The sequence below is a fragment of the Micromonospora xinjiangensis genome (assembly GCF_056150165.1).
Genome location: NZ_JAXCFO010000001.1, coordinates 130329 through 151902, shown reverse-complemented (window position 1 = coordinate 151902; position 21574 = coordinate 130329). Strand labels below are relative to the sequence as shown.

The window sequence follows — 21574 nt, the reverse complement described above, 5'->3', positions numbered from 1 at the left end:
GGCGTCACCGTCGCGTCCGCTGCTCGCGGGCCCGCCGGCCGGCGTCGGCGAGGAAGGCGTTGTACCGCGCCAGGTCGTCGTCCTCGCCGTGCGCCTCGGCGCGGTCGGCCGCCCGGTCGAGGCGTGCCTGCTCCCGCTGGTCGGCGCGGATCCACTGCCGGACGAGCAGGACCATCACGAACGCCGCGGGAATCTCGCCGAACGCCCAGGCGATGCCGGCGCCCAGCCGCTGGTCCTCCAGCAGCGAAGACGACCACGCGGGGTGGACCGCGGTGTACCAGTCGGCGGCGATGACGGTGGTGGTCTGCATGAGCGCCAGCCCGAAGAAGCCGTGCGCCATCATCGCGACCAGGTGGACGAGCACCAGCAGGGGGTGGGGGACCCGGCGGCGGCCGGGGTCGACGCCGATCAGCACCCAGAACAGCAGGTAGCCGGAGGCCACGAAGTGGGCGACCATGGCGAGGTGCCCGAGGTGGGAGCGCATGAGGGCGCCGAGCAGGTCGCTGAAGTACAGGCCGAACAGGCTGCCGCTGTAGACCCCGAGCGCGACCACCGGATGGGTCAGCACCCGGGCGGGCCGGCTGTGCAGGCCGCGCAGCAGCCACTCCCGGGCGCCGCGCACCTGCGGGTCGGTGGGCCGGCGCAGGGCGCGCAGGGCGAGGGTCACGGGGGCGCCCCCGACGAGCAGGATGGGCACCAGCATGGAGAGCACCATGTGCTGGGCCATGTGGGCGCTGAACAGGACGTACGCGTACCGGGCCACGCCGAGGCCGGTGAACGCGGCGAACAGCAGCAGGCCGGCGAGCCAGCTGACGGTCCGCGTGACCGGCCAGCGGTGCCCGGCCCGGCGCAGCCGCCGCACACCGGCCAGATAGGCGTACGCGCCGACGGCGGTCGCGGTCAGGAAGAACAGGTCCGGCAGGGGCTGGCCGAGCAGGTTGCCCGGTGTGGGCGCCGCCGGCATGGGGAAGCCGAGCAGCTCGGTGATCGGGTCGGGGTCGGCCGGGTCGGTCGCGGTCGGGGTGGGGCTTCGCGACAGCGCCACCGCCAGGCCGACGGTGGCCGCGAACACCACCAGCTCACCGGCGGCCAGCCGGCCGAACGCACCCCGCCGCCCGGCCCGCAGCGCCGGCAGGGTCCGGGACCGGTGCGCCGCGCCGACGACGCCCAGGATCACCAACGCGAGGAGCTTGCCGCAGACGAGCCACCCGTACCGGGACTGCCAGAGCTGGTCCACGGCCCCCAGCCGTACGGCCGCGTTGGCGAGGCCGCTGACCGCGACGGCCAGGAAGCACCCCAGTGCGAGGCGGCTGTACCGGGCGGCCGCGCCGGGGAGTTGCCGGCTGCGGCGGATCACCAGCAGGGCGGCGAGCCCGCCGACCCACAGCGCGGCGGCCACCATGTGCAGCACGAGACTGCTCACCGCGGTCTGGTGATTGCCGGCGCCGGCGGCGTGCCCCGTGAACGCCGGCGGCGTCACCGCGACCAGCGCCAGCGCTGCCGCCGTGGCCGCGACCGCCCGGGACACGCCCACCCGGGCCAGCGCCGCCACGGCCACCGCGAGCCCGGCCTGCAGCAGTAGGGCCTGCCCCTGGCCGATGGCGGAGGCGAAGCTGAGCACGGCCGCCGTGTTCAGCCGCTGCGGCGGGACGCCGAGGATGTCCGAGACCGTCAGCACGATGAGGACGAGCGCGGCGGCCGCCCACCCGGCGGCGAACAGCCCCGCCCGCCGCAGCAGCAGCCAGCCGTGCGGGGACACGCTGGGTCCGTCCCCGGGCAGCAGGAACGCCGCGGCGACCACCGTGCCGACGGTCAGGGTGGCGAGCGCGTCCGCGAGCAGGCGGACCGCGGGCAGCGCCCAGGTGGTGACGGGTCCGGGATCCGGCAGGCCCGGGATCGCGACCGCGAGCGCGCCGCCCACCCGCAGGGCGATCAGGAGCGCCGCCGCGGCGGTCGCCGCGACCACGACCGGGACCAGGACGGCGCCGGCCCGCCGGCCGGCGGCGGCTTCGGGGAGGGCGGGGCTGGTGGGTGCGGTGTCCGGGCCGCACGTGGGCCGAGCCTCGGGCGGACGGGTTTCGGGCATGACGTGGGACCTCGGCAGGTAGGGGGACGGCGGGGAGCCGGCCGGTGCGGCCGGTCGGGCTGTGGCGCGACTCCGGAGCAGCGCCGCGGCCCCCGGGGTCAGGGTGCGGGGCGACGCCGCCGGAGCAGCGCCACGCCCCCGGCGACGGCGATCACCAGAGCGCCGGTCACCACCACCCAGAGCCCCGGCCCGCCGGGCCGGCGGGAGGAGGCGGCCGGCTCGGCCGCACGGGTGGCGACGTCCGGGCCGGCGGCAGCCGACGCGGACCCGTCCGGGGCGACGTCTGCCGCGGGGTCGCCGGCCGTCGGGCCGTCGACAGTGAAGGAGTACGAGCCCTGCACGGGGTGCCCGTCGGCCGAGACGACCCGGTAGGCGACCGTGTAGGTGCCGTTCGCGAGGGGCTGGTCGATCGTCACCGTCCCCGTCGCCGCGGTGACGTCGGGCTGACCGGTCGGGAGCCTCCGTCGCCCGGCGTCGCTCAGCACGATGGTGGTGAAGGCCGGGTCCAGGTTCTCCAGGAACGTGAGGCTGATCCGCGTCGGCGGTGCGGACAGGCGGGCGGCCGCGGCGGGTTCGGCCGCGCGCAGCGTGTTGTGCGCGGCGGCCGGCGAGGCGGGCGCGCCCAGCACCGCCACGGCGGCCAGCAGGGAGGCGACGCAGGCGGCGGGGTTCGGGCGTCGAGAGCGCATGTCGGGTCTTTCCGGGTCGGGTTTCTCAGTCGAGTAACTGCTGGCCGATCCAGCCACCCTCGCGGCAGCCGGGCGGGACGGCGAAGACGGCGGAGCCGATCGGGGTGGTCCACTCGTTGAGGAGGTCCCGTTCGGCGAGCCGTCGCTGGATGGGCAGGAACTGGCGGGTGACGTCGGCCTGGTAGGAGACGAAGATCAGGCCGCTGTCGGCGTGCCCGTCGGCCGTCGGCGTGCCGTCGTAGTTGTACGGGCGGCGCAGGATCCTCAGCCGGTCGTCGGTCACGCGCGCCCGGGTGAGGTGGGAGAAGTCGGGGATGACGGTGAGCCCGTCGGCGCCCGTGGCGGCGAAGTCGGGCTCGTCGTGCTCGGCGGTGCCGGTGAGCGGCGCGCCGGTGTCGAGGCGCCGGCCGACGGCGAGTTCCCGTTCGGCGCGGCCGAGCAGGTCCCACGTCTCCAGGTTCATCCTGATGCGGCGGACGACCAGGGTGGTGCTGTCGCGCAGCCACGCCGGCCCGTCGGGCACCCACACGGCCGCGTCCAGGGCGGTGCCCGGTGCGGGGTTGGCGGTGCCGTCGAGCTGTCCGAACAGGTTCCGTTGGGTGCGGCCCGGTTCGGCGCCCGCGGCGCGCCGGAAGCCCTGCTGCACCCAGCGGACGGTGGTGAACGGCCGGCTGTCCTTGATCAGGACGCGTTGGGCGTGGGCGACGGTGAGGGGGTCGTCGGCGCAGATCTGCGTCAGCAGGTCACCGCCGGACCACCGGGGTTGGAGCCGGTCGACGCGGAACGCGGGCAGGTCGGCCACCGACGGTGGTCGCCGTTCGTCGAGGCCGGCGGCGGCGTAGAGGCCCGGCCCGAAGCCGAAGGTGACCGTCAGCCGGGCGGGAAGCAGGCCGAGTTCGGGTTCCGTGTCGGCCAGGGCGGGCCGGCCCTGGGTCAGGCGGGCCGCGTCGTCGGAGAGCAGGCGCAGCATCCTGCCCAGCGCGGCCCGGTCGGTCCCGGGCCGGAGGGTGAGCGCGACGAACGACGCGTACGCCTGCGGGTCGGTGGCGACCCCGGCCTGCCGTACGCCGTGGAACGCCTCGACGGCCGTACCCACCTCCGCGACGGGCACCGGGTCGGCCGGTCGTGACGGCCGGTTCCCGGAGTGGGCGACGGCGACGGCGGCGCCGGCGAGGGCGCTCCCGGCCGCGACGGCCCCGCCGGTGAGCAGGCCGCGCCTGCTGACCGGCGGGATGGTCGACGGGGTCACGCGGCCGGGCTCACGCTCGGCGCCGGCGTGCCGCTCGTCCCCCCGGGGGCGTCAGCGTGACCGGGCGCGTACGTCTCCTGCGCGCCGGTGAACGGCTTGGCGACGGCGGTGAACGTCTGCGTGCGTCCGTCGGCGAAGGTGAGCGTGAACGTGAGCGCGTCACCGGCCCGCACCGGCTGCTTCAGGTCCATGAGCATGAGGTGGTCGCCGCCCGGCTGGAGCACCGTGCTGCCGTGGGCCCTGACGACGAGGCCGCCCTGCCTGGGTCGCATGACCATCGCGCCGTCCTTCATGGTCATCTCGTGCAGCTCCATGGGGGACACGTCGGTGGCGGCGGAGGTGATCGTCACGTCGACGTCCCCGTCGTTGACGAGGGTGCCGAACGCCGCGGTCATCCCCCGGTCGGCGGCCTTCACCCAGGGGTCGCGGACGCCGAGCACGTCGGTGGAGGTGCTCGCCGACGCCGACGCCGACGCCGACGTCGACGGGGCCGGGTCGGCAGACGAGGACGACTCGGCGCACCCGGCGACGGCGAGGGAGGCCGCGGCGGCGGCGAGTAGGACGGCCGGGTGGCGGTGACGCGCGGCGACGGTGGTGCGAGGCATGGCGATCCCTTCGCTGATGGGTCTGTCGCCTGTTGGTCGAAGGTGACAAAAGGAAAGTTCCGGGACAAAGGTGACTTAACTCACGAGTGGTGGGTTTCGGGGTGCGCGCCGGTCCGCGCGCCCCTGTGCGACTCAGGCGGCCCGGGAGCCGCGGGAGCCACCCACCCCGCCGGCCCGGCGGATCCGGGCCTCACCCGGGTGCGGCGGCACCAGCCGGAGCGGCGTCCGCGCGGCGTCCGGTGCCTCGTCGAGGCGCAGCCGCCAGCCCGGGCGGTCACCGCGATCGCCCGACCGTGGGTCGTCGGGCTCGCGGCGGGGCCGCGACAGCGCCACGACCACCAGGTATCCGCCGAGGAGGAAACCGTGGCTGACCAGGCGGGCGAGGTCGACCCGGCCGAGGAGCAGATCGTTGATCGACAGCAGCACCAGCGTGCCGACGAACGCGGTCAGCATGGGCACCAGGCCGGTCGGACGCGTACGCCGGGCCGCCACGAACAGGAATCCGGCGCCGACGGCGATGTTCCAGGCCGCCGACTCGTGCCAGAGGTGTCCCGACGTCAGCACGCCCGCGTGGTTGTGCCCGGCCGCGGGGCTGCGGCCGATCTGCGCCAGGCCGAGCACCAGTTGGAGGGCGCCGATCAGCCCCAGCGCACCCCGCAACGTCAGCACGACGTGCGCCCGCAGGCCACGACGGGGCGGCGCGGGAGCCGGTAGCGCCCCGAGGATGTCGGCGGTGAGATCGGGCGCGTGCCCCGTGACGGTCAGCCGGGAGCGTCGCGTCACCGCCGCGGCCTGGTCCAGCCAGTCGCGGCAGCCGGCGCACCCGTCGAGGTGCGCCTCGGCGCCGGCCTGCTCGGCGGCCGTCGCCTCACCGTCGAGTTGTGCCGACAACACCTCACGCCACTGCTCACACCCCATGTACCGGTAGTCGGACCGCGGGGCGGCCTGGTTCCCGGAGGATCGCAACTCCGTCCAGGTCAGGGGCGGTTCAGCCGGCGACGCTGCCCGGTCTGCGCCGGTTCGACACTGATCGGCCGTCGAGGGCGGCGACGAGGTCCTCCCGGGCCCGGGCCACCCGGGAGCGGATGGTGCCCACCGGGCAGTCGCACACCTCGGCCGCCTCGGCGTACGACAGCCCGAGGATCTGGGTGGCGACGAACGCCTCCCGCCGGTCCGCCGGTAGCGCCGCGATCAACCGCTCCAGCACGACCTCCCGGTCGAATCCCTCCCGGCGCGCGTCCGGGACGTCGTGCTCGACCGCCATCGGGACGGTGCGGGGCCGGGCCGTGACCGCGCGGACGTGGTCGACGGCGACTCGCCGGGCGATGGCGAGCAGCCACGTCAGCGCGGACGAGCGCGCCGCGAACGACGGGAGTGACCGGACCGCCCGCAGGTAGGTCTCCTGCGCCAGGTCGGCCGCCTCCTCGGGTGAGACGAGCGTGGCGAGGAACCGGTGCACCCGGGCCTGGGTCGCGCGGATGAACCGGGTGGCCGAGTCCCGGTCACCCCGGCCAGCGGCGAGCGCCCACGCGGTGATGTCGGCGTCCTCGTCGGCCACCCGCCCACCTCCGTGATCCGGCCCGCCGCTTGAACGACAAGCTGTAGTAGTCGTGCGCCAGCGTACGGCACCGGAGACGTTCCGTGTCGCCCTCCGGTCCGGGTGGCGGGCGGGATCACGGCTGCGGGGTAACCGGGGTCACCCCGCAGGGCTGTCACGGATCGCGCAGCCGCCCGGTCGTACCTGTGAGGGACCGTCCGTGCCCGGCCGCGGGCGGTCGTCGGCGTCCCACAGTGGAGCCGATCCGGCCCTCTCGGGAGGGCCGCGCGCATCGGCGGAGATCGACGCCGCGGTCACCGGTCCGCGGGTGGTGCGCCCCGTCACCATGCGCCGTTGGACGGCACAAAGCCGGGGCTCGGATGGTTTCAATAGATAGCAGTCCCTTGGAGGTTGCCATGCGCAGGATCCTGATCGTCGGCGGCGGCTATGCCGGCTTCTACACCGCCTGGCGGTTGGAGAAGAAGCTCCGTCGCGGGGAGGCCGAGGTCACGCTCGTCGATCCCCGGCCGTACATGACCTACCAACCGTTCCTGCCGGAGGTCACCGCGGGCTCGGTCGAGGCGCGCCACGTCGCCGTCTCGCTGCGCGGCCACCTCCGCCGGACCACCATCATCGCGGGCAGCGTGACCTCGATCGACCACGCGCACAAGACCGCGACCGTCCGGCCGCTGGTGGGCCCCGACCGCCAACTGACGTACGACATCATCGTGGTCACGGCGGGCGCGGTGACCCGTACCTTCCCGATCCCCGGCGTCGCCGAGGGCGCGATCGGCCTCAAGCACGTCGAGGAGGCCGTCGCGATCAGGGACCGGCTGCTCACCGCGTTCGAGCGTGCCTCGACCCTTCCGCCCGGTCCCGAGCGGAGGCGGCTGCTGACCGTGACCGTCGTCGGCGGCGGGTTCACCGGCGTCGAGGGCTTCGGCGAGCTGCTCTCGCTCGCGACGGCACTGCTCAAGCGGTACCCGGAGCTCACGTTCTCGGATCTTGACTTCCACCTCGTCGAGGCGCAGGGCCGCATCCTCCCCGAGGTCACCGACGACGTCGGGCGGTGGGTGGTCCGCCACCTCGAGGAGCGCGGCGCCCACGTCCACCTCGACACGCAGCTCGTCTCGGCCAAGGACGGGCACATCGTGCTCTCCACCGGTGAGGAGTTCGACACCGAGCTGCTGATCTGGACCGCGGGCAACGGCGCGAACCCGGTCGTCGCCAAGCAGACCGACCTGCCGATCGACGAGCGGGGCCGCCTGCAGGTGCGAGCGGACCTGCGGGTCGGCACGGAGGACGCCCCGGTCCCCGACGCCTGGGGCGCGGGCGACAACGCGGCGGTGCCCGACCTCGCCTCCGCGGTGCCGGGCGCCCTCACCGTGCCGAACGCGCAACACGCCGTACGCCAGGGCAAGCTGCTGGCCGCGAACCTGGTCGCCGACCTCCGCGGCGGGCGGGTCAAGCGGTACGCGCACCACAGCCTCGGGGTGGTCGCGACCCTCGGCCTGGGCCGCGGGGTCTTCCAGTACCACCGCCTCGTCGTCAAGGGGTTCCCGGCCTGGGTGATGCACCGCGGCTACCACGTGCTCGCCGTGCCCACCTGGGAACGCAAGGTCCGCGTCCTGCTGGTCTGGCTCAGCGCCGTGGTGTTCGGCCGCGACATCGTCTCGCTGCAGTCGGTGCAGCAGCCGCGGGCCGCCTTCACCGCGGGGGGCACGCCGCGCCCGGCCACCGGCGAGGCCCCGCACCGGCCCGTGGAGATCGCGGCACCCCGGTGACCGATCTCCTGTCGGCCCGCCACGGCATCGGGCGTCGCCGACGCCGGTCAGCGCACCCGCTTCGTCGCCCGCTTTCGGGGCGGCGTCAGCAGGTCGGCGATCGCTGAGATCGCGGCCGGCACCAGCCGGTAGTACGCCCAGACGCCCCGCTTCTCGCGCTCCAGCAGCCCGGCCTCGGTGAGGATCCGAAGGTGGTGGCTCACGGTCGGCTGGGAGAGGTTGAGCGGCGCGGTGAGGTCGCTGACGGACGCCTCGCCGTTCGGGGCGGACTGGATCAGGCTGAGCAGTCGCAGCCGGGCCGGGTCGGCGATGGCCTTGAGCACTCCCGCGAGCCGCTCGGCATCGGCGCGCTTGATCGGCTCACCGGCGAGCGGCGAGATAACAGGCATGGCAGTTTTCGCAGTTCCCACGTTCTCCATGGTTCCACGAACGGCATCGATAGGACGGTCGATCCGGACGAGTACCCCGATGGCGACCGTGGGGCGACGCGGGGAAGCGCGCACCGCCCACGGTCGCCGTGGGATCAGGCGCCGGCGAACTGCTGCTGGCGATCGCGGGCGAACTTGGCGATGCGCCACGGCGACCGGCCGGTGACCCGGGGCACGCGGTCGTTGGTGAAGTCACCCCCGGAGCCGTAGGCCACCCGGTACCCGGTGCGGGCCTCGCGGCGTGGCCGAGTGCCGGGCCGGTGGGGCTTCAGCACGGGCCGGCGGTCGGCTCATTCGGTGGGGCGTTCGCTCTCGGCTCGGGCGCGGGCGACGGCCCGTCCGCGTTCCGACTCCGGGAAGCGGTCCAGCATCGCCCGGATCTCGTCGGCGGCCACGTTGGCACCGAACAGTTCGCTGCCCGGCTCGAGCCGTACGCCTTCGGCGAGGGGACCGGCGACGACCGGGTCGAAGCCCAGGGCATCGACCAGGGCGGCGACGGTCGCCAGGTCGTCGGGGTCGTCGCCGGCGATCGCGATGGCCTTGCGGCCGGGGGTTCCGGCCGGCCTCGCCTCGTCCTCGAGGTCGTGGTAGCCCATGTGGTTGAACGCCTTCACGACCCGGGAGTCGGGCAGGAAGGCGCGTACCGTCTCGCTCGACGAGGTGCGCGGGTCGGTCAGGTCGTCGCGGATGCCGTCGATCTCCCACCAGTAGTTCATGGCGTCCACGACGAGCTTGCCGCGCAGCTCCTCGGCGGGAATGCTGCGGTACTTGCCCAGCGGGAGGGCGAGGATCACGATGTCGGCGCCGGTCACGGCGTCGGCCGCGCTGGTGGCGACCGCCCCGGGCGTGAGCACCTCGATGGTCAGGGCGATCTTCTCGGGATCGCCCGAACCGGCGATGCGCACACGGTAGCCGGCGGCGACGGCGAGGCGGGCGAGCACCGTCCCCACCTTGCCGGCGCCGAGGATCGCGAGGGTCTGGGGCCGGGCGCTGTCGTTCATGTCCTTCCTTCCGCGAGAGAGGTGCCTGGTTCGCCGGTGTGATCAGCTGGCCAGGATGTCACGGACCATCGGGATCACCCGGGTGCCGTACAGTTCCACGGCCCGCATCCGGGCGCTCACCGGCTGCGCGCCGGCCGTGTAGATGAGGTCGAAGCGCCCGACGCCGATGCTGCGGATCGCCTGGGCCACCCGGCGGGCCACCGTCTCGGGCGAGCCGATGTAGAGGGAACCGTGCTCCACCTCGGCGTCGAACTCCTCCCGGCGGATCGGCGGCCACCCGCGCAGCGCGCCGATCCGGTTCCGCATGACCCGGTAGTGCGGCCAGAAGATCTCCTTCGCCTCCTCGTCGGTGTCGGCGATGAAGCCCGGCGAGTGCATCCCGACCGGGTGCGCCGTGGTGCCGAACTTCTCGGCCGCCCGCCGGTAGAGGTCGATGTAGGGGGCGAAGCGGTCGGGAGCCCCGCCGATGATCGCCAGCATGAGCGGCAGGCCGTAGTGGGCGGTGCGGACGACCGACTGCGGCGAGCCGCCGACGCCGACCCACGTGGTGAGCCGCCCCGACTCCGTCTTCGGGAAGACGTCGGCGTTCTCCAGCGGGGCGCGTACGGTGCCGCTCCAGGTGACCGGCTTCTCGTCCAGGAGCTTCACGAACAGTTCGATCTTCTCCTCGAACAGCACGTCGTAGTCGCTCAGGTCGTAGCCGAACAGCGGGAACGACTCGGTGAACGACCCGCGCCCGAGGATGACCTCGGCACGGCCGTGCGACAGCGCGTCCACCGTCGCGAAGCGCTGGAACACCCGGACCGGGTCGTCGGAACTCAGCACGGTCACGCCGGAGGCGAGCCGGATGCGTGAGGTGCGCGTCGCGATCCCCGCCAGCACGGTCTCGGGCGTCGACACGGAGTACTCGGGCCGGTGGTGCTCGCCGAGGGCGATGACGTCGACGCCGAGGTCGTCGGCCAGCACCGCCTCCTCGACGACCTGCCGGATCGCCGCGCCGTGCGAGACCGGCCTACCGGAGTCGTCCTCCGGCACGTCGCCGAACGTGTCGAGGCCGAACACGAGATCAGACATGGGTGGGCTCCTTCGCGAGCAGCTCCCGGACTCGCGGCGCGACCTCACTGCCGAGCAGTTCGATGGTGCGCGCGCGTGCCTCGCGAGGCAGGTGCATGATGTCGTACTTGAGATCGAAGCGGCTCAGCCGCAGATCGCGGGCCATTTTCGCGATCTTCCGCGCCACCGTCTCCGGCGACCCGACGAACAGCGCGCCCTGGTCGAGCTCGACCTCGTAGCGCGCGCGGTCCGGCTTGTAGAAGCCACGCTCCTCGGCCAGCGCCGCGACGACCGGCTGCCAGTACCGCCACCAGGTCTCCACCGCCTCCTCGTCGGTCTCCGCGACGAGGCCGAGCGAGTGCATCCCGACCGGTTGCACGGGGTTCCCGAGCTGTTCGAGCGCCTGGTGGTAGAGGTCGACGTGGCCGGCGAACCGCTGCGGGCGCCCGCCGATGATCGCGAGCATGAGCGGCAGTCCGTAGCGGGCGGCGCGGATCACCGACTTCGGGCTGCCGCCGACGCCGATCCACGTCGGGATGCCGCCCTCCCGCATCCGCGGGTGCAGCCGCTGCGCGACCAGCGGGGCGCGCACGCTGCCGGACCAGGTGACCTCCTCCTCCCGCTGGAGCCGGACGAACAGGTCGAGCTTCTCCTCGAACAACCGCTCGTAGTCGGCCAGGTCGTAGCCGAACAGCGGGAACGACTCCGTCGCCGACGCGCGCCCGAGGACCAGCTGGGCGCGACCGTTCGACACCGCGTCGAGCGTGGCGAACTCGTGGTAGAGCCGTACCGGGTCGTTGGTGCTGAGCACCGTGACCGAGGTGCCGAGGCGGATCCGGTCCGTCGCCGTCGCGGCGGCCGCGAGCAGCACGGGCGTCGCCGAGTCGTTGTGGCCCGCGCGGTAGTGCTCACCGACGCTGAACACGTCCAGCCCGACCGACTCGGCGAGCCGCGCCTCGTCGACGAGCAGCCGCACGGTCTCGGCGTCGCTCAGGACCCGGTCGCCGTCCGTGGCCACCTCGCCGAACGAGTTGAGCCCCAGTTCGAATCGTGCCGCTGTCATCGTCTCCTCCTCACGTTCGCTTCGCGTCGGGCGGGCCGCGCCCGCGGCCGACCTCGACGATTGACATGTCAAACATGCTAGCCTGTTGTTGACATGTCAATCGGGAGGGGAAGATGACGAACGCCACACCCGAGCGACGGAGAGGCCGTCAGCTGCCGACCGCGGAGGAGCTGCGGATCTGGCGGGACTTCATCGAGACGACGGAGGTCCTCCGGTCCCGGGTCGGCTCCCGCCTGCAGAGCGAGTCCTCGCTCTCGACCGGCGACTACGCCGTCCTGCTCGCGCTCACCGAGGCGCCCGACCAGGGGATGCGCTCCTCGGAACTCGCCGCCCACATCGGCTGGGAGCGCAGCCGGCTCTCCCACCACCTCGGCCGGATGGAGCGGCGCGGACTGATCCGCCGGCAGGAGTGCGCCACCGACCCGCGAGGGGCGGAGGTGCTGCTCACCACGGCCGGAGCCGACGCCTTCCGAGGGGCCACCGTCCCGCATCTGCGGGCCATCCGCGAGCACTTCGTGGACGCCCTCACACCGGAGCAACTGCTCGCGGCGGGCGAGATCGCCGCGGCGCTGCGCGCACGCCTGGACCCGGCGCGGCCCGGTGACGCGCGAACGTGACGATCGGCGCCCGAGGGGACGGGCCGACCGAAAGCGGTCCGGTGATCGCTCGGCGTGTGGAGCCTCTCACCCGATCTGGCCGATCGACCGGTATGGACGCCCCGACCGCCCGGGCAGACTCGCACGGGTGACCAACCCCCCGCCCCCGAACCCCTGGCAGCAGGGTCAGCCCTCGTACCCGCCGAGCCAGCCGTTCCCGGTGCAGCCTCCGCCCCCGTACGCCCCGAACCCGCATCTCTCGGGCCACCCGTCGCCCTCCGAGGCGCCGACCCAGCAGATCCCGGTGGTGCCGCCGGCGGCCGGGCACCCGGTCCCGCCGACGGGCCCGAGGCGGTCGCTCAGCGGCGGCAAGAAGGCACTCGTGGGCGTCACCGCGCTCCTGCTGCTCTGCTGCTGTGGCGGCGGCGTCGGTCTCGGCGTCGCCCTGACCGACTCCGGGGACAAGCGACCCGGGCCGACGGTCACCGCGGCTCAACCGGCCCCGGAGCCCACCGCCTCCCCGGAGCTCACCGCACCGACCAGCTCCGCGGTGCCCACGCCGACGCGGTCGGCGACCCCGAGGCCCACCCGGACGGCGAGCCCGAGGCCGACGCGGACGGCCCGGCCGACGCCGCGGCCGACCCGGTCCAGCCCGAGACCGACGCCCAGGCCGACCACCGGCACGCCGCGGACGCCGGAACCCACCCGGTCGACGGTGCTGCCCGTCGTCCGCGCGGGCGCGTTCTGCAAGACGGCGGGAGCGCTCGGGCGTACGAGCAGCGGGAAGCTCATGGTGTGCAGGGCGTCGGCCGACGACAGGCGGCTCCGCTGGCGCGCCCTCTAGCCGGCGAGCGGGGAGCGGCCCGGGGAAGCCCCGCCCGGCGGGCGGGGCCTCCCCTCGCGCGGTCAGCCCAGGCGGGCCGAGGCGGAATCCAGACCGCCCCGGACGCTGACGGCCTTCACGGTGACCGTGTCGCTCGCGGCCTTGACCACCCGGAGACGGACCTTGCGCTGGTCGCCGCCGTCGAGGTGGAACTGCGGTGCGGCGCCGACGACCCGGGCGCCCTCGACCGCCACGGTGTCCGGAGCGACGATCTTGATCTCCTTCGCCTGCTCCAGAGCGGTCGGGATGCGGCCGGTGTTGCGGACCGTCGCCGTGATCTCGTGGGTCGCCCCGTCGCTCTGGGTGCCCCGCAGCTTCTTGACCTTGACTCCGCTCAGGTCGACCTGCGGCAGCGACTGGGTGAGGTACAGGTTGAACCGGGCCTGGTTGGCGGCCCACCTGCCGATCAGGTCCGCCGAGGGGTTCTGTGACCAGAACTTGGGGTTGATGCCGCCGACCTCGACCGTCCCCAGGTCGGGGTGCTCCACCTTCGTCCACGGCAGGAAGCAGTTCGTCCGGCCGTTCTCCGCGCACCAGCGCGACCGCTCCCAGTCGGCGTACCGGCCGTCCTCGTCGTAGTCGACGTAGTCGCCGCCGTTCCAGATCTCGTCGCCCTACCAGACCGCGCCGTACTGGAAGTAGCCGAAGTCAGGGCCGTGCCCGAACAGGGGCTCCGGCTCGCCGCCGTTGCGGGTCGCGTAGTCGATGTAGACGCTGCCCGCGTTCCGGTAGCCGGTGAACGAGACGCCCGCCTTGTCGAAGTGCTCGTAGAGCTTGCGGTCGCTCGTGTACATGCACTCGACGGGATCACACGTCGAGGGGCCGCGCAGATGCATGGGCACGCGGGTGTCCATGCTGTTCACGGCGGCGATGTTGGTGTGCGACATCAGCCAGGTGTAGACGTGCCGGGTCTCCGGCTCCGACAACGGGTACTCGCCGGCGCCGACCTGGGTCAGGTTGCGGCCCGTGGCGTCGTCCTCCGCCATGACGTGCCAGTTGTAGGGGTAGTTGCGGTGCAGGTCGAGGCCGCCGACGCCGTCCTCGTTGTAGCGACCGTCGCCGTCGCTGTCGACGCCCTCCGAGAAGAGGAGGTAGTCGCCCTTGCCGGCGCCGACGCTCAGCATGGCGTGGCGGGCGGGGTCCCGCTCGTCGACGACGTGGGTGCCCTTGCCGGCGCCCACGTACTGGCGCATCTGGCTCAGGTAGCCGTCGTCGTTGAGGTCCTCACCCGGGTCGTCGTCGCGCTCGCCGTCCCCGTCGTTGTCGTACGGGCGCACCGTCGACCGGTTGGTCTGCGCGGTGTAGAGGTACATGTCGTGGCCGTCGGGGTTGTTGACCGGGCGGATGTAGACGGTCTTCTCGTCGAGGAGCTTGTCGACGGTCCGGTCCTTGCCGGCCCGGGTGATGAGGTGGTGCGCCAGCCAGAGGGAGCTCTCGGCCGACGACACCTCGCCGGAGTGCCGGTTGCCCTCGAAGTAGGCCGCCGGCTTCTCGGTGTCGGCGCCGGTGGACTTGTCGGTGACGGTCAGCTGGTAGATCGGTTGGCCGCTGAAGCTCTCCCCGACGATGTGCAGGTCGACGATGTCGGGCCGCTCGTGGGCCCACTTCCGCAGCCACCACTGGATCTCGATGCCGGTGTGGAAGTGGTCGAAGTCCATCTGGCCGGGGACCTTCGGCCGCACCTGGTCGTACCTGACGACCTTGAACGTGCTCTCCCCGTCACGCTGACCCGCGATCGTGATGGTGGGGGAGGTCGGTGTCACGCTGGCGGGGAACGGCCCCGGGTCCTGGGGCGGCTGCAGGCCGACCGTGTGCGTGGGCGTCGCGGACAGCGCCACGTCGAGGTGGCCCGCTCCGCCCGCTCCCCACAGCGGTGCGGTGCCGACGGCGAGGGCGCCCGCCGTCAGGATCGCGAGCAGTGTGGTCGGGCGCCGGAGAAGGCGTCTCGTCCGGGGCGGGGGAGCGGTCGTGTCGTGCGGCGAGGTCTGGTGCTGAGCAGGCGAACGTCGTGCAACGTCGGAGCCCAAGGCGAATCTCCCGATGTCACGTCGGTGGTCGCCCGCGGCCTACGGGCATCCACCCTGTGTGAGGGGGCTGCCACCCAATGGGTACTCGAGTTGGGATCACCGTAGTCAACGGTTCCATGGATGTAAATATCCGATGCTCGGTTGGTCCTTACCCGCCGCGCGGGCGGGGCTTGCGCCGGACCGGCGGGTGCGGTGTCGACCGTCGCCGTTCACGGGGAATTCCGCCGCGTGCCGTTGACCGGCCGAAGGTGACCTACAACGATCACTGTCTATGACTCTGACCCGTCTGGGCGCCGCGCTCCGCCGTGCCCTGGTGTGCTCCCTGGTCGCGTTCTGCGCGGTGACGGCATCGGCCGCGGCGGCGCCGGCCGCGCCCGTCGCCGCCGGCGTCTCCGCCGCGTCGGCCACCCTCGCCGGTCACCCCGTGTGGGCGCACTTCACCGACCCGACCGCCGGACGCGACTACACGATCATCAACGAGCTGCAGCGGTTGATCGACGCCGCGCCCGCCGGATCCACCGTCCGGGGAGCGATCCACTCCCTCAGCATCGACTCGGTGGCCGAGGCGTTGCTGCGTGCCCAGAACCGCGGCGTCACCGTGATGGTGCTCATCGACGGGAAGAACGCCACCTCGACCGACCCGGGCATCGCGACGCTCCGGCAGCTGACCAACCACCAGTTCTGCCTGAACGGCAGTGGCGGCCACGGCTGCATCAGCACCAGCGCCGACGGTGACATGCACACCAAGCTGTTCACCTTCACCGCCACCACCGATCCCACCGGCGTCGCCCGCGGCAACGTCGTCTGGTTCGGGTCGAGCAACCTCACCTACGCCACCGGCCCGGACGCGTTCAACAACGCCGTCACCGTCTACGGCGACGCGGCGCTCGCCGCCGGCCTCAACGCCAACTTCACCGACATGTGGAACCGCCGGCACTACAGCGGCAACGACTACTACGACTCCGCGTCCGGGCGCGGCTACTACCAGGCGGCCGCGGCCGACGCGTACGCGTCCCCGGAGGGCGCGGGGCAGACCGACACCATCGTCACCCGCCTCAACGACCTCACCCCCGACGCCGACTGCCGGCTGCGGGTGGGCATGGCGGCGGTCACCACCGGGCGGCCGCAGCTCGTCAGCCTCGTGACCCGGTTCCGCGCCGCCGGCTGCAAGGTCTGGATGGTGATCGGCACCAACGCCGACGGCGGCATCGCGATGAGCCAGTCGGTCTACAACCAGCTGCTGGACGCGGGCGTCGCCATCCGCCGCAAGGACAAGGTGCACGACAAGTTCTTCGCGGCGTACGGGAAGTACGGCAGCGCCTACCAGTACCGCGTCTACACCGGCTCGCAGAACTGGACGCAGGACGCCCTCAGCGAGAACGACGAGCTTTTCGTGAAGATGGCCCCGGAGAGCGGCGCCACGCACCCGCTCTACGACGCGTACTACACGCACTTCAACGACGCGTACAACGTCGGGGTGACCTGCTCGAAGAGCAACTTCCCCTGCCGCTCCTGACCGGACGGGCCGGGGCGGGAGGTGCGAGGGGCGGGTGGCCGGCGACGGTCAGCCGCCCCTCGTCCTCGACCGCCCCGTCCACGCGACGGTGGCGCGCCGGCGCGGAGATCAGCGGACTCAAATATTGCTCAACTTTTACGTGCGTGGCGCTGCCGTGAACAGCCGGCAGCCTAGGTTCGGCTCACCTCGACCGGACACGCGACAGCCCTCCAGTCGCCCGACCTAGGAGCGTCATGGCACCTACTCCGCCGACGGATGCCGAACTGAACGTCCTGATCCGCGCCCGGCTCGCCGCGCTCGGCATCGACCTCGACCAACTCCCGCCCGGCACCGCCGCCGACCCGGAGACCGGCTCGCCCGGGCGGGACTCCGTGCTCGCCTCGCTGCGCTCCTTCGTGCGGGGCACCGTGACGGCGCTCGCCGCCTACCAGCTGCCCGCTCCCGACGGCGCCGACCCCAGGGCGCTGTCCCAGCAGCACGTACCGGTCCTCTACCCCTCCAACAGCGCGGAATGGCGGAAGGCATGACACCGGAACCCCTCGACCGTACGGTGGACCGCCGGGCGTTCCTGGCCCGCGCCGCCGCGCTCGCCACCGCGTCCGCCGTGGGCGCCACCGTCGCGCTGCCCTCGACCGCGCTGGCGACCGGCACCCCGTCCAGCACCGGCAAGGCGGGCCCGGGGAATCGCGCGCTGGACCACCCGCGCGCCTACGTCGAGCCCCGGCCGGAGGCGCTCGCCGACCCGACCGAGCTCACCATCGCCGAGGCGGCCTGGCTCATCCGCGCCGGCAGGCTCACGCCGCAGCGGCTGGTCGAGGCGTACCTGGCCCGCATCTCGACGTACGACGGCGTCTACCAGGCGTTCAACCTGGTGCTCGCGGACGCGGCGCTCGCGGCGGCGCGCGCCGCCGGACGCGGGCCGCGGCGGGGGGCCCTGCACGGCATCCCCCTGGCGATCAAGGACAACTACTACACCGAGGGCGTACCCACCACCGCGAACTCGTTCCTGTTCGCGGACTTCGTGCCCCCGTACGACGCGACTGCGGTGGCCCGGCTGAAGGCGGGCGGCGCCATCGTGCTCGGCAAGACCCAGATGGGCCCGCTCGCCACCACCCGCGCCACGACGCCGGCCGGCGTGGTCACCACGGTCAACGCGTGGACGCCGACCAACCCCGGCACCGACCCGGGCGGCTCCTCCACCGGCACCGCCACCGCGGTGGCCGGTCGGATGGCCACCTCCGGCATCGGCACCCAGACCGGCGGCTCGATCACGTCCCCGTCCAACGCGCAGAACCTCACCGGTCTCAAGCCCACCATGGGCCGGGTCTCGGCGGCCGGCATCATCCCGCTCAGCTACACCCGCGACCACCCCGGGCCGCTGGCCCGGGACGCGAAGGACGCGGCGATCATGCTGACCGCGATGGCCGGCGCGGACCCGCTCGACCCGCGCAGCCAGGGGCTGCCCCACGTGCCCGACCTGATCGAGGCGGCGACCCCGGTGCGGCGCGGGAAGCGCGTCACGCTGCGGTGGGAGACCCGCGTCGGCGTGCTGCCGGGGTTCGCCGACGGCACCTCGGCGGCCGCGGTGGCCCGCCGGGCGTACCTGGCGCAGCTCGCCGCGATCCCCGGCGTGACCCTGGTCGACGTGTCGCTGCCGGAGGACTGGAGCCAGCTGACCGGCGGCACCTTCAACAACATCCGGCTGCCCGAGCGCAGCGAGCCCTTCATGCCGTACCTGCGCACGGACCTGCGTGGTTTCGGTGTGTCGGTGACGAGCTGGCTGCAGGGGGCGCTGCTCGGCGGCAACGAGTTCCTCACCGGTCAGCGGGCCAAGCTGCTGCTCATGGAGCGGGTGCTCGACCAGCTCTTCGACGTCTGCGACGTGGTCGTGCAGACCGACCCCGTGCCGTTCGACATCCTCGGGCTGCCGGAGATCGCCTTCCCGATCGGGGCCTCCGCGGCCGGCGTGCCGATCGGCACGATCCTGGGCGGCCTCCCGTACGCCGAGGACCGGCTGTTGTCGGTGGTGGCCGCGTACCAGGCGGTGACGGACTGGCACCTGCGGCGGCCGGCCGATCCGCCCACGGACGCCGCCGGTGCGCGGGCCGCGGCCCCCGCCGAAGCGCTCCGGCTGACGGCCGAGCAGGTCGCCGAACTCACCCAGTGACGAGACGGGAGGCGGGGGTTCGGCTCCCCGCCTCCCGTCAGGTGGGGGTCGCCGGCCGGCGGCCCCGGCCAGCCTCAAGATTTCCTCAATTGTTGATATTGCGGTTCCGGACATCGACGACGACCTGTTGAATCGATGACATCCGATCCGGCGCGGCCGCCCCCTTCGGACCCTTTTCCGTCGTGCGACGTCCCGTGGAAGGGGTACCAGGTGAACCGAAGACTGTCTCGGACAGCACTGCCGGTCGTGACCGCACTGGCACTGCTCGGCACGCCGGTGCTGACGTCGGCGAGCGGCGCCACCGCCGCGAACCGCGTCCCGAAGCCGGAGTCGGTGATCGGCTGGGTGCCGTGCACCGACTACAAGCTGGCGACCTACGAGCAGATCGCCGACTACTACCGCAAGCTCGACAGGGCCAGCGACCGGATGAAGCTCGTCGAGATCGGCAAGACCAGCGAGGGGCGGCCGCAGCTGATGGCCATCGTCTCCGCGGAGAAGAACCTCAAGGAGGCCGACCTCCGGCGCTACCGGGAGACCTCGGTGCGGCTGTCGCAGGGCGACCGGCTCTCCGAGGCGGAGGCCCGTGCTCTGGCCAAGAACGGCAAGGCGATCGCCTGGGTCGACTTCGGCATCCACTCGACCGAGGTGGCCGGGCACCAGACCGCGCCGCAGTTCGCGTACGACCTGGTGACCAGCGAGTCGCCCGAGGCGCGGGCGATCCGCGACAACGTCATCACGCTGCTGGTGCCGAACGTCAACCCGGACGGCGGCACGAAGGTAGCCGAGTGGTACCGGAAGAACCTGGGCGGGCCGTACCAGGACGCCGGCTACCCGGAGCTTTACCAGAAGTACGCCGGGCACGACAACAACCGCGACTGGTACATGTTCAACCTGCAGGAGACCCAGAACGTCGGGCGTCAGCTGTTCCACGAGTGGATCCCGCAGGTCATGCACAACGTGCACCAGACCGCCGTCTTCCCGGCCCGGATCAGCATCCCGCCCTACGAGGACCCGCTGAACCCGAACATCCACCCGCAGGTGGTCCGGGGCGTCAACATCGTCGGTGACGCGATGGGGCAGCGCCTGGAGCGCGAGGGCAAGGGCGGCGCCCTGGCCCGCCAGTCGTACGACATCTGGTGGAACGGCGGCGCGCGGACCGCGCCGTACTACCACAACCAGATCGGCATCCTCACCGAGACCGCGCACGCCTCGGCGACCCCTCGGGTCTACGACCCGGCGACCTTCCCGAAGACCTTCGCGGACGGCACCTCGACCAGCCAGCCCTCCGTCTTCTACCCGAGCCCCTGGAAGGGCGGGGAGTGGCACCTGTCGCAGAGCTGCGACTACATCAAGACCGCCTCGTGGGCCATGCTGCGGGTGACCAGCGACGACCGTGAGTCGCTGCTCTACGGCGTCTACCAGATGGCCCGTGACGGCGCGCGCGACGGCGGGGGCACCACGTACGTGATCCCGGCGGACCAGACCGACTTCCCGACCGCCACGAAGCTGGTGGACAAGCTGCGCTGGAACAACATCCGGGTGGAGCGGGCGGTGGACTCCTTCCGGGTCGGCAACCGCACCTACCCGGCCGGCAGCTACCTGGTGCGGGAGGCCCAGCCGTACCGGGCGGCCGTGTTGGACCTGCTCAACCCGCAGGTCTACCCGGACCGCAGGCTCTACCCGGGCGGGCCGCTGGAGCCGCCGTACGACATCACCGGCTACACCCTCTCCTTCCAGATGGGCGTCACCGTCGACAAGCTCGACCAGGCGGTGCGGGCCAGGACCGTCGAGGTCGACCGGCCGAGCGTGCCGCGCGGCGTGGTGGCCGGTGCGCCGCGGTACGCGTACGCCCTCGCCCCCGGCGTGAACGACAGCTCGGCGGCGGTGAACGCCCTGCTCGCGGCGGGGGAGAAGGTCTTCCGCAGCGCCGGCGAGGTGACCACCCGCAGCGGCAGGCTGCCCGCCGGCACCTTCCTGGTGACGCCCGGCCGGGGCACCGACGACCGGGTGCGGGAACTCGCCACCCGGTTCGGCCTGAGCATCGCGGCGGTCGACGCGAAGCCGGCGAGGGTGACGGCGCTCGTGGCGCCCCGGATCGGCCTGTACGACGGGTTCAACAACTACGACGAGGGCTGGACCCGGCTGATTCTGGAGCAGTTCGGCTTCCGGTACGAGAAGCTGACCAACGCGGCGGTGCGGGCCGGTGACCTGCGGGCGAGGTTCGACACCATCGTGCTGCCCGACGCCACCTACAACGCGATGCGCAACGGCCGGGCGGCCGGCTCGCTGCCGCCGGAGTACACCGGTGGGATGACCGACGCCGGTGTGGCCAACCTGAAGGCGTTCGTCGAGGCGGGCGGCACCCTGGTGACGCTGAACAAGGCGGCCGAACTGCCGATCAAGGCGCTCGGCGTGCCCGTCCGGGACGTCACCGAGGGGGTCGAGGAGACCCGCTACAACATCCCCGGCTCGGTGCTGAACCTCGACGTCGACGCCGACGACCCGGTCGCCGCCGGGTTCGGCGAGACCGCGTCGGCCTTCGTGGCGGACGGCCCGGCGTTCGAGGTGGCCGACGGCGCCGAGAGCGTCACGGTCGCCGCGACCTGGCCGAAGACCGACCTGCTGAAGAGCGGCTTCCTCCTCGGCGAGGACGTCATCGGCGGCAAGGCGGCCGTGGTGACCGCGACGGTGGGTGACGGGCAGGTGGTGATGATCGGCTTCAAGCCGCAGCACCGGGCTCAGTCGCACGGCACCTACCGACTGCTGTTCAACGCGATGTACCTGGGGGGTCAGCGCTGACTGACCTCGCTCGTGGTGGCCGGGCGCGCGGACGCGCCCGGCCACCGCGTCGTCGTGCGGCCGCCGACCGTCCATTTCGTTTTGATCAACC

20 protein-coding genes are annotated in these 21574 nt (G+C 73.0%); 6 read left to right on the top strand and 14 right to left on the bottom strand.

All coding sequences use genetic code 11. The annotated features are described in order from the left end of the window. Positions 1-4: 4 nt before the first annotated feature. The 6 genes from SM573_RS00700 to SM573_RS00675 form a co-directional block, all read right to left on the bottom strand. Positions 5-2086 (bottom strand): bifunctional copper resistance protein CopD/cytochrome c oxidase assembly protein, encoded by a 2082-nt coding sequence (locus tag SM573_RS00700; protein ID WP_474615176.1) that lies wholly within the window; start codon positions 2084-2086, stop codon positions 5-7. A 98-nt stretch (positions 2087-2184) separates the two neighbouring features. Further along, positions 2185-2775, bottom strand: a complete 591-nt coding sequence (locus tag SM573_RS00695) for a copper resistance CopC family protein (protein ID WP_474615175.1) — start codon at positions 2773-2775, stop codon at positions 2185-2187. A 25-nt stretch (positions 2776-2800) separates the two neighbouring features. Then, the gene (locus SM573_RS00690) at positions 2801-4024 is read right to left on the bottom strand and encodes a Dyp-type peroxidase (protein WP_474615174.1); all 1224 of its coding nucleotides are present in this window, start codon (positions 4022-4024) and stop codon (positions 2801-2803) included. After that, positions 4021-4629, bottom strand: coding sequence for a copper chaperone PCu(A)C (locus tag SM573_RS00685; RefSeq protein ID WP_474615173.1), 609 nt, complete (start codon positions 4627-4629; stop codon positions 4021-4023). Before SM573_RS00685 ends, SM573_RS00690 begins: the two co-directional genes overlap by 4 nt. 132 nt (positions 4630-4761) lie before the next feature. Beyond that, positions 4762-5547 (bottom strand): zf-HC2 domain-containing protein, encoded by a 786-nt coding sequence (locus SM573_RS00680; RefSeq protein ID WP_474615172.1) that lies wholly within the window; start codon positions 5545-5547, stop codon positions 4762-4764. A gap of 70 nt (positions 5548-5617) precedes the next feature. After that, the gene (locus SM573_RS00675) at positions 5618-6187 is read right to left on the bottom strand and encodes a sigma-70 family RNA polymerase sigma factor (protein WP_474612190.1); all 570 of its coding nucleotides are present in this window, start codon (positions 6185-6187) and stop codon (positions 5618-5620) included. A 395-nt stretch (positions 6188-6582) separates the two neighbouring features. Between SM573_RS00675 and SM573_RS00670 the strand changes: the two genes are divergently transcribed. Next, a complete protein-coding gene (locus SM573_RS00670; protein WP_474612189.1) occupies positions 6583-7950 on the top strand; it encodes an NAD(P)/FAD-dependent oxidoreductase in 1368 nt (455 codons plus the stop codon). A gap of 47 nt (positions 7951-7997) precedes the next feature. Here SM573_RS00670 and SM573_RS00665 read toward each other — a convergent pair whose 3' ends face one another. From SM573_RS00665 to SM573_RS00645, 5 genes are all read right to left on the bottom strand, one after another. Beyond that, the gene (locus SM573_RS00665; protein WP_474612188.1) at positions 7998-8369 is read right to left on the bottom strand and encodes an ArsR/SmtB family transcription factor; all 372 of its coding nucleotides are present in this window, start codon (positions 8367-8369) and stop codon (positions 7998-8000) included. Positions 8370-8473: 104 nt separating this feature from the next. Beyond that, positions 8474-8653 carry a hypothetical protein gene (locus tag SM573_RS00660; RefSeq protein WP_474615171.1) on the bottom strand — a complete coding sequence of 60 codons (180 nt, stop codon included), beginning with the start codon at positions 8651-8653 and terminating at the stop codon, positions 8474-8476. 15 nt (positions 8654-8668) lie between these two features. Continuing rightward, positions 8669-9379, bottom strand: coding sequence for an NADPH-dependent F420 reductase (locus SM573_RS00655; RefSeq protein WP_474612187.1), 711 nt, complete (start codon positions 9377-9379; stop codon positions 8669-8671). 42 nt (positions 9380-9421) lie between these two features. Next, complete coding sequence (locus SM573_RS00650; protein WP_474612186.1) at positions 9422-10453, bottom strand: LLM class flavin-dependent oxidoreductase; 1032 nt, start codon at positions 10451-10453, stop codon at positions 9422-9424. Then, positions 10446-11495, bottom strand: a complete 1050-nt coding sequence (locus SM573_RS00645) for an LLM class flavin-dependent oxidoreductase (RefSeq protein WP_474612185.1) — start codon at positions 11493-11495, stop codon at positions 10446-10448. The genes SM573_RS00650 and SM573_RS00645 overlap by 8 nt, the downstream gene beginning before the upstream one ends. A gap of 113 nt (positions 11496-11608) precedes the next feature. Here SM573_RS00645 and SM573_RS00640 point away from each other — a divergent pair, with 113 nt between their 5' ends. Next, entirely contained in the window at positions 11609-12112 is a 504-nt protein-coding gene (locus tag SM573_RS00640; RefSeq protein WP_474612184.1) for a MarR family winged helix-turn-helix transcriptional regulator, read from the top strand. Positions 12113-12583: 471 nt separating this feature from the next. Here SM573_RS00640 and SM573_RS00635 read toward each other — a convergent pair whose 3' ends face one another. The 3 genes from SM573_RS00635 to SM573_RS00625 all read right to left on the bottom strand — a co-directional run bounded on the left by SM573_RS00635 (position 12584) and on the right by SM573_RS00625 (position 14737). Continuing rightward, positions 12584-12883, bottom strand: coding sequence for a hypothetical protein (locus SM573_RS00635; protein WP_474612183.1), 300 nt, complete (start codon positions 12881-12883; stop codon positions 12584-12586). Between the two features lie 114 nt (positions 12884-12997). Then, positions 12998-13462, bottom strand: a complete 465-nt coding sequence (locus SM573_RS00630) for a hypothetical protein (protein WP_474615170.1) — start codon at positions 13460-13462, stop codon at positions 12998-13000. A gap of 126 nt (positions 13463-13588) precedes the next feature. Beyond that, positions 13589-14737, bottom strand: a complete 1149-nt coding sequence (locus SM573_RS00625) for a M14 family metallopeptidase (RefSeq protein WP_474615169.1) — start codon at positions 14735-14737, stop codon at positions 13589-13591. A 535-nt stretch (positions 14738-15272) separates the two neighbouring features. On the opposite strand from SM573_RS00625, the gene SM573_RS00620 reads away from it, so the two are divergent. The 4 genes from SM573_RS00620 (at position 15273) to SM573_RS00605 (ending at position 21483) form a co-directional block, all read left to right on the top strand. Next, positions 15273-16517 carry a phospholipase D-like domain-containing protein gene (locus tag SM573_RS00620; RefSeq protein WP_474612181.1) on the top strand — a complete coding sequence of 415 codons (1245 nt, stop codon included), beginning with the start codon at positions 15273-15275 and terminating at the stop codon, positions 16515-16517. Between the two features lie 233 nt (positions 16518-16750). Then, the gene (locus SM573_RS00615) at positions 16751-17044 is read left to right on the top strand and encodes a hypothetical protein (protein WP_474612180.1); all 294 of its coding nucleotides are present in this window, start codon (positions 16751-16753) and stop codon (positions 17042-17044) included. Further along, complete coding sequence (locus tag SM573_RS00610) at positions 17041-18684, top strand: amidase (RefSeq protein ID WP_474615168.1); 1644 nt, start codon at positions 17041-17043, stop codon at positions 18682-18684. The genes SM573_RS00615 and SM573_RS00610 overlap by 4 nt, the downstream gene beginning before the upstream one ends. A 246-nt stretch (positions 18685-18930) precedes the next feature. After that, a complete protein-coding gene (locus SM573_RS00605; RefSeq protein ID WP_474615167.1) occupies positions 18931-21483 on the top strand; it encodes a M14 family metallopeptidase in 2553 nt (850 codons plus the stop codon). Positions 21484-21574 lie beyond the last annotated feature (91 nt).